The organism is Nostocoides sp., assembly GCF_035343835.1.
GTDB classification, from domain to species: domain Bacteria; phylum Actinomycetota; class Actinomycetes; order Actinomycetales; family Dermatophilaceae; genus Nostocoides_A; species Nostocoides_A vanveenii.
The window spans coordinates 14243-21948 of record NZ_DAOQZV010000011.1; the positions used below are offsets into that span (position 1 = coordinate 14243).

6 protein-coding genes are annotated in these 7706 nt (G+C 67.1%); 2 read left to right on the top strand and 4 right to left on the bottom strand.

Annotation, left to right across the window (positions count from 1 at the left end):
• Positions 1-202: 202 nt before the first annotated feature.
• Complete coding sequence (gene ddaH / locus PKH97_RS01775; protein WP_324385681.1) at positions 203-970, bottom strand: dimethylargininase; 768 nt, start codon at positions 968-970, stop codon at positions 203-205.
• Positions 971-1134: 164 nt separating this feature from the next.
• On the opposite strand from ddaH, the gene PKH97_RS01780 reads away from it, so the two are divergent.
• Together PKH97_RS01780 and PKH97_RS01785 are read left to right on the top strand one after the other, a co-directional pair.
• On the top strand, positions 1135-2631 hold the full coding sequence (locus PKH97_RS01780) for an amino acid permease (RefSeq protein WP_324385682.1): 1497 nt from the start codon (positions 1135-1137) through the stop codon (positions 2629-2631).
• On the top strand, positions 2628-3506 hold the full coding sequence (locus tag PKH97_RS01785) for a universal stress protein (RefSeq protein ID WP_324385683.1): 879 nt from the start codon (positions 2628-2630) through the stop codon (positions 3504-3506). Before PKH97_RS01780 ends, PKH97_RS01785 begins: the two co-directional genes overlap by 4 nt.
• Positions 3507-3551: 45 nt before the next feature.
• Here PKH97_RS01785 and PKH97_RS01790 read toward each other — a convergent pair whose 3' ends face one another.
• The 3 genes from PKH97_RS01790 to PKH97_RS01800 form a co-directional block, all read right to left on the bottom strand.
• A complete protein-coding gene (locus PKH97_RS01790; RefSeq protein ID WP_324385684.1) occupies positions 3552-5906 on the bottom strand; it encodes a pyruvate dehydrogenase in 2355 nt (784 codons plus the stop codon).
• Between the two features lie 15 nt (positions 5907-5921).
• Positions 5922-6941 carry a 1-aminocyclopropane-1-carboxylate deaminase gene (locus PKH97_RS01795; protein WP_324385685.1) on the bottom strand — a complete coding sequence of 340 codons (1020 nt, stop codon included), beginning with the start codon at positions 6939-6941 and terminating at the stop codon, positions 5922-5924.
• A gap of 77 nt (positions 6942-7018) precedes the next feature.
• Complete coding sequence (locus PKH97_RS01800) at positions 7019-7684, bottom strand: GntR family transcriptional regulator (RefSeq protein WP_324385686.1); 666 nt, start codon at positions 7682-7684, stop codon at positions 7019-7021.
• Between the last annotated feature and the right edge of the window lie 22 nt (positions 7685-7706).

Sequence of the window (7706 nt, forward strand, 5' to 3'; positions counted from 1 at the left end):
CGACGGCCGGCGACCCGGCCCACGCAGTTGAGGATCTACAACTGCCCCTTCCGCGATGTCGCGCGCGTTCACCAGGACGTCGTCTGCGCCCTCCTATGGGGTTGATGCAGGGGATGCTCGTGGGCGCCGGCGGCGTCCACGTGGCGAGCCTGCAGCCGGACCTCGAATCCGGCGTGTGCACGGCGCAACTCGCGCGCTAGTTTCAACCGCGCAGCCGCACCGAAAGGCACGTCACACAGCCCTCCAGCTTCTCAAACTCGGAGATGTCGACAGTGGTGATCGCGTAGCCACGATCGCGCAGCACCTGCGCGGTCAAGGGCGCGCTGGCCGCCATCAGCAACTGGTCCCCGCCGAGCAGGACGACGTGAGCACCGGACTCCTCGGGCATCCCGGCATACACGGGGAACGCGTCTTTGTCGTCGACCACGGGATCCCAGCCGATGACGGTGCCGTCGGGCAACGCGGTCACCGCAGACTTCAAGTGCAGCACACGCTCGACCGGCACGGCCTGCACGCGCACGCCGAACTGGGCCCAATGGCGCGCAAGTTGTTGCACCCCAGCACCATTGGTGCGACCACCGATACCGACGTATGCCGTGCCGTCGTGTTTGAGGACATCCCCGCCATCGAGGGTGCCCGGCTCCTCAATGCGCGCGATCCGGTAGCCGCACTCGCGAAGAGCGGCCTCGACGGCCGGCGTTTCGCCACGGCGAATCTCGGCACCCGGACGCGTGATGACCGCCTGGTCGCCGTAGACGACGGCCGCGTCCTCGACGAAGGCGGCGTCCGGGCAGTCGTCGGCGGGTGCCACCTCCAGGCAGGTCCAGCCCGCGAGGCGCAGGGCAGCGACGTACGCGTCCCATTGCGCCCGAGCGAGATCGAGATCGATCGGGGTGCGGTCGAGGTGGGTGACGATGCCTTCGGCCAGGCGTGGACCGGGCGGACGGACGAGGGCGAGGCGGCGATTCATACGCGAAATCCTGTCACCGTCGGTGAGGTGGTCGAAAGTGGTTGCCCGCCAAAACTATGGGCGGAGAAGCGTTGTTGGACAGAGGAAAATCATGCCTCGCGTACTGGCGAGTAATGGACTACGTTCTGCCCAACTCTTTAACCGGTTGTCAAAGGAGTGCAGACATGGCAGGCACCCTCGTTGCTCAGTTGTTGCGGCGCAAGCCGATCGTCTTCCAGCACCATCCCCATCAGGGCGAGGAACTGCCGCGCAACCTGACGACTTTTCAACTGATGATGTTCGGCGTCGGTGCGACCGTCGGCACGGGCATCTTCTTCGTTCTCGGCGAGGCGGTGCCCAAGGCCGGTCCGGCAGTCCTCATCTCTTTCATGATCGCCGGCTTCGCGGCCGGCCTGTCCGCTCTCTGCTACGCAGAACTGGCTTCGGCGATTCCGGTGAGCGGTTCGACGTACTCGTATGCCTACCACGCCCTCGGCGAGATCGTCGCCGTCATCATCGCCGGCTGCGTCCTGCTCGAATATGGCGTCGCGACGGGTGCTGTGGCGGTCGGGTGGAGCGGCTATTTCAACGAACTTCTGCACGAGACGATCGGGTGGCAGCTTCCCGATGCGCTCTCGGTGTCGCCGATTCCTGGCACCGACCACGTGCCCACAGGCGGAATCATCAACCTCCCGGCCGTCGTCCTGGTGCTGCTGTGCATGCTCCTGCTCATTCGGGGGGCCTCGGAGTCAGCGAAGATCAACGCGATCATGGTGATGATCAAGCTCACCGTTCTTGCGCTCTTCTCGGTCATCGGGTTCAGCGCCTTCAACGCCGATCACTTCTCCAACTTCTTCGCGAACGGCTTCACTGGCGTGAGCGCGGCCGCCGGGACGATCTTCTTCTCCTTCATCGGTCTGGATGCCGTGGCGACCGCGGGTGAGGAGGTCAAGGATCCACAGAAAGCGTTGCCACGCGCCATCATCGGTGCGCTCTCGATCGTCTCGGGCATCTACCTGGCGGTGGCCGGCGCCGGTCTCGCCGCCAAGCCCGCGTCCTTCTTCGCGGACAAGGACAATGCCGATGCCGGCCTGGCGCTGATCCTCAAGGAGATCACCGGCAACGAGGTGTGGAGCACGATCCTCGCCGCGGGCGCGGTTATCTCGATCTTCTCCGTGACCCTGGTGACACTTTATGGTCAGACCCGGATCCTGTTCGCGGTCGGCCGGGACGGCCTGATCTCCAAGAAGTTCCTCGAGGTCAACCAACGGACCATGACCCCCACCTTCAACACCGTCGTGGTCTCGATCGTCATCGCCCTGATCGGCGGTTTCGTGCCCGCCGACTATCTCTGGGACACAGTCTCGATCGGCACGCTGATGGCCTTCTCGGTCGTCGCGATCGGCATCATGGTCCTGCGACGCACCCATCCGGAATTGGAGCGTCCTTTCAAGGTCCCCGGCTATCCGGTCACCCCCATTCTCACGGTCGCCGCGTGTCTCTACATCATGTACGGCCTGGCGGCCATCACCTGGGTCATCTTCTTGATCTGGATCGTGCTGTGCATCGCCTTCTACTGGCTGTACGGCATGCGCAATGCCACGCTCAATCACTACACCGATCCCGAGGAGATCGCCGAGCCAAGCGGCCGGCGGCGCGACCTGGAGGACGAGCGCGGATGACCTATCTCGTCTGCTACAGCCCGCACAAGGACGACATCGGAGCGATCGATCTGGCCTGCCAGTTCGCCCGCTCCGAGCATGACACCGTCCACGCGCTGACCGTGGTGCCGCGTGGTTGGGAGACAGCTGTCGCCGGCGACACCGATCGCGACTTCGAGCAGTGGGCAGCGCAGGAGGGCGCAGCGAGTGCCGCAGAGGCGCTGGAGGTGTTGGCACGGCATACGGACGTCGTGTCGACTGCGACGTGGGTCGCGGGACGCTCTGTCCCCCAAGCAGTGTGCGAGCAGGTCGACGCGCTGGGTGCGTCGCTGATCGTCGTCGGCTCCGGCGAGAACGGCCCCCGCGGCTATGTCACGGTGACGTCGAAGACCGACCGTATGCTGCACTCCGCCGCCGTGCCGGTCGCGATCGCGCCGCGGGGGTATCGCCCCGTCCCGGACAGCCGGATCACACGCGTGACCATGGGCTTTCGCGATGACGACGCGAGTTGGACGCTGCTCGATCTGGTCGCGAGCATCTGCGCCCGGATTGGGGCGAGCCTGCGCTTGGTGACCTTCGCGGTGCGCCCCCGGCGGATGGTGGTCTCGGCGATGCGCGATGACGAGTCGGACATCTTCGCGCAGTGGAAGTCCCAGGCCCAGGCAGGACTCGACGAGGCGGTGACCCACCTCCGCGACCAAGGCCTCGTCGATGTGGAGGCCGTTCTTGCGCAGGGCCGTTCGTGGGGCGGGGCGATGGACTCCGTGGAGTGGGGGCGCGAGGACGTGCTGGTCGTCGGCTCGTCGTCCACGCACAAGCTGGCCCAGGTCTTCCTCGGCTCCAGCGCCGCCAAGATCCTGCGCAACTCGACCGTCCCGGTCATCGTCGTCCCCTGAAAGGCCGCCACACCCGCCCCAGCTCTCCCGCCCGCGCCGGGCTGGTCACCGCAGGGCGAGGGCGGCCAGGGCGGCGTTGACGATCGAGCCCGGCGTCAGGTCGTTGACCGCATAGAGGTCGGCCACTGCGCCGGACTGGCCGAAGGCGTCGACGCCGAGGGGGACGCAGGGCACGCCGAGAGCCGAGCCGAGCCACGCCAGCGTGTGCGAGGACGCGTCGTGGACGGTGACGATCGGGGCGCGCATGTCGAACGCGGCGCGCAGCGCCCCGGGGATCGACGGCGTCGTTGCGGTGCGAATGCCCTGGCGCAACGTGCGCTGCCACGCGGCATACAGCCGGTCCGCGGAGGTGATGTCGACGACATGAGCCAGGATGCCCTCCTCGGCGAGTTCCGCTGCGGCAGCGAGCGTTTCCGGCAGCACAGCGCCACAGGCGGCCAGTTGAACGACGGGTACGCCTTCGTCGCCGCCGGCGTCACGCAGCCGGTAGGCCCCGGCAAGCACCTGGCGCCTCAGCGTGGCATCGCCAAGCCGGGCGCGAGCTTCCTCGAAGGGCGCCTGGTCGAGCGGGCGGGTCGTCAAGCGGAAGTAGTAGGCCCCATCCTCGGTCTTGCCCAGCGCGTCCCCCTGGCCGGGATCGGCGATCCGCGCGAGGGCGTGGCACAAGAGCCAGTCGAGGGCCACGGCATACGCCGGTTCGATGAGCGTGGTGTTGGGCAGTTCCAGGCCGACCGACGCGGTGATCGTCGATTGGTGCGCGCCGCCCTCCGGCGCCAGCGTGACGCCCGACGGCGTGCCGGCGACGACGAAGCGGGAGCCGGAGTAGGCGGCATACACATAGGCATCGAGACCGCGCAGCACGAACGGGTCGTAGAGGGTGCCCACCGGCAGCAACAGCTGATCACTGTGATCCCACGTCAGGCCGAGCATACCGAGCAGCAGGAAGAGGTTCATCTCCGAGATGCCCAGCTCGATGTGTTGTCCCGCAGGGGATTCCGACCACTTCACCAGCGGATCGGGGCTCCACGAGCGACGCTCCTCGGGCGCGAAGACACCCGTGCGGTTGATGAAACCGGCCAGATTGGTCGACGTGGCCACATCCGGTGCGGTCGTCACGAGGTGATCGCCGACGCCGTCGATGCGGGAGAGTCCGACGAGGATCCGGCCGAATGCTTCTTGGGTGGACATCGGCTTGGCCGACGAAAGCCCCGTTGCCGTCGGGACCGGCAAAGGCGAGCGGGTCTGCACGGGGTCGCGACGCAGGTGCTCGGCCCGCAGCGCGGCGAGTTGACCGGCAGCTGTCGTGGGGTCGAGGCGGTCCCACTCGGTGTCCGCGGTCAGCCCTACCCGGGCACGCAGGGCATCGATCTGCTCACCGCTCAACAGCGCCGAGTGGTTGCGCGGGTTGCCGGCCAGCGGCAGCCCCCAGCCCTTGACGGTATAGGCGAAGACGACGCTCGGCCGGTCGGTGACGGCATCGCAGGCCGCAAAGGCGTTGAGCATCGCGGTAACATCGTGGCCGCCGAGATCCGTTACCAGAGAGGCGAGTTCGTCGTCGCTCAGCGTGGCGCAGAACGTCCGGACGTCATCAGGGGCGCCGTCGAGGAAACGCTCACGTACGTCCGCCGGTGCCATCCCGAAGAGGGATTGATAGCGCTCGTTGGTCATCGCGTCGATCCACGCCTCCAGGCCCGCTCCCCCGGGCCTGCCGTATGCCGCGTGCAGACGCGGCCCGTATTTCACCTCCACGACGTGCCACCCGGCCGCCGCGAACTGGGCACGCCATTGTTGAATCCGGATGCCCGGGACGACCCGGTCGAGGGATTGCCGGTTGAAGTCGACGACCCACATGACATTGCCGAGCCCCTGCGTGGCCGGGTCGGCGACGGCCTCCCAGATATTGCCCTCGTCGAGTTCGGCGTCACCGAGCAGGGCGATAAAGCGGCTTGCTGGGCGCGGCCCGAAGTGGGCATCGACATAGCGCCGGGCGACGGCGGCAAACAGGGGCGCCGCCGGACCGAGTCCGACCGATCCCGTGGAGAAGTCGACGTGGTCGGGGTCTTTGGTCCGCGAGGGATAGGACTGCAGACCGCCGAAGTCGCGCAGGCGCGTCAGATAGGACCGATCGAGATTGCCCAGGAGGTACTGGATCGCGTGGAAGGCCGGCGACGCGTGCGGCTTGACGCTGATGCGGTCCGCGGCGTCCAGGTGCGCGAACCAGAGGGCGGTCATCGTGGTGACCAGGCTCGCGCTACTGGCCTGGTGCCCACCGACCTTGACCCCGTCGCCCGTGATGCGTTCGCGATTGGCGGCGTCGACGATCCGGGTGGCGAGCCAGAGGACGCGCTGCGCGACCTCATCGAGAAGGTGCGCATCCGGGCGTTCGGGGGTGTGCGGCATACGGGTACGGTCCTTTCAGGACCAGAGCGAATGGTAGGCGTTCAGCGCGAGCTGGCCGCCGAGGTGGGCATAAAGAACGTTGGAGTCCGCTGGGATCTCGCGATCCTGCACCAGGTCGATCAGGCCGGCGAGCGACTTGCCTTCGTAGACGGGGTCGGTGATGAAGGCTTCGAGCTGCGCTCCCAAGGCCATGGCGTTCATCGTGGACTCGACCGGGATGCCGTAGAGGTCGCCGGCCCAGCCCTCGAGGACCTGGATCTCGTCGGCGCGCAAGTCGCGACCAAGCTCCATGATCTGCGCTGTGTGCCGGGCGATCCGCTCGACCTGGTCACGCGTCTTGGCAAAGGTGGCGGATGCGTCGATGCCCAGGACGCGGCGCTGGACACCGGTCCGATCCTCCAGTGCGGCGAAGCCGGCAATCATCCCGGCGTGCGTCGAGCCCGTCACCGTGCAGACGACGATCGTGTCGAAGGTGACACCGAGAGCCTTCTCCTGCTCGGCAACCTCGAAGGCCCAGTTCGCGAAGCCGAGGCCACCTAGCGGGTGCTCGGACGCGCCGGCCGGGATCGCATAGGGCTTGCCGCCCTTGGCCTCGACCTCGGCGAGGGCGTTCTTCCAGGATTCCCGGATGCCGATGTCGAAGCCGGCGTCGTCGAGACGCGAGTCGGCGCCCATCATCCGCGAGAGCAAAATGTTGCCGACTTCTGTGTTCATCGGGTCGTCCCAGGGCACCCACTTCTCCTGCACCAGCCGGCACTTCATGCCCAGGTGCGCGGCAACCGCGGCAACCTGGCGGGTGTGGTTGGACTGGTAGCCACCGATCGAGACCAGCGTGTCGGCGCCGGAGGCGATCGCATCCGGAATGATGTATTCCAGCTTTCGAATCTTGTTGCCGCCGAAAGCGAGACCGCTGTTGCAGTCCTCACGCTTGGCCCAGATCCGGGCACCGCCAAGATGCTGGGTGAGCCGGTCGAGGCGCTGGATCGGGCTCGGCCCGAAGGTGAGCTGGTAGCGCGGGAAGTCTTGGAGCTTCATACCGATTCTTTCATTTCTCGTATGCCGTTCGGCTGGGTTGCGGTAGTGGCCGGTGGGCGCTTGGTGGTGCCGTCGGGTCAAGTGAGGGTGTCGAGCAGCGGTTGGAGCGACTGCCAGGTTTCGTGGGATACGTCGGCGGCTGCCTCGGTGTCGCCCGCCGCGCAGAGGTCGATGAGGCGGGTGTGCAGGGCTACGGAAGCGCGGCCCGGGAGAGTGGCGAAACGGAGACGCTCGAGGCGCCGCACAACCGGTGTGAACTGGTCGAGGATCGTCTCGATCGCGGTATTGCCGGCCGCCCGCACCGGGACGGCGTGGAAGTCGTCATCGGCGGCGAGGGCGGCTTCGGCATCGCCCGACTTCATCGCTGTTGCGAAGCGCTTGTTGGCCGCACGCATACTCGCCAAGTCGTCCGGTGTGAGCTGGTCGACGGCGAGTTCTACGGCCAGGCGATGCATCGCGGCAACGACGGACTGCGCGTCCCGGATGGCCTTGACCTCCAACTCGGCGACCGTGGTGGACCGCCCGGGTGCGGTGGTGACGAGGCCGGCAGCCCCGAGCCGCAGGACTGCCTCGCGCACGGGTGTCCGGCTGACGCCGAGCCAATCGGCGAGCTCACCATCACGCAGTTGCTCACCGGGCGCGAAGGTGCCGTCGACGATCGCGTCCCGCAACCGCGTGTAGACGTCATCACGCAGCAAGCCGCGCTTGAGGGCGCTCGTTCCGGCGTCCTGGGGGATGGGCATGCAATATATTGCACATTAATCG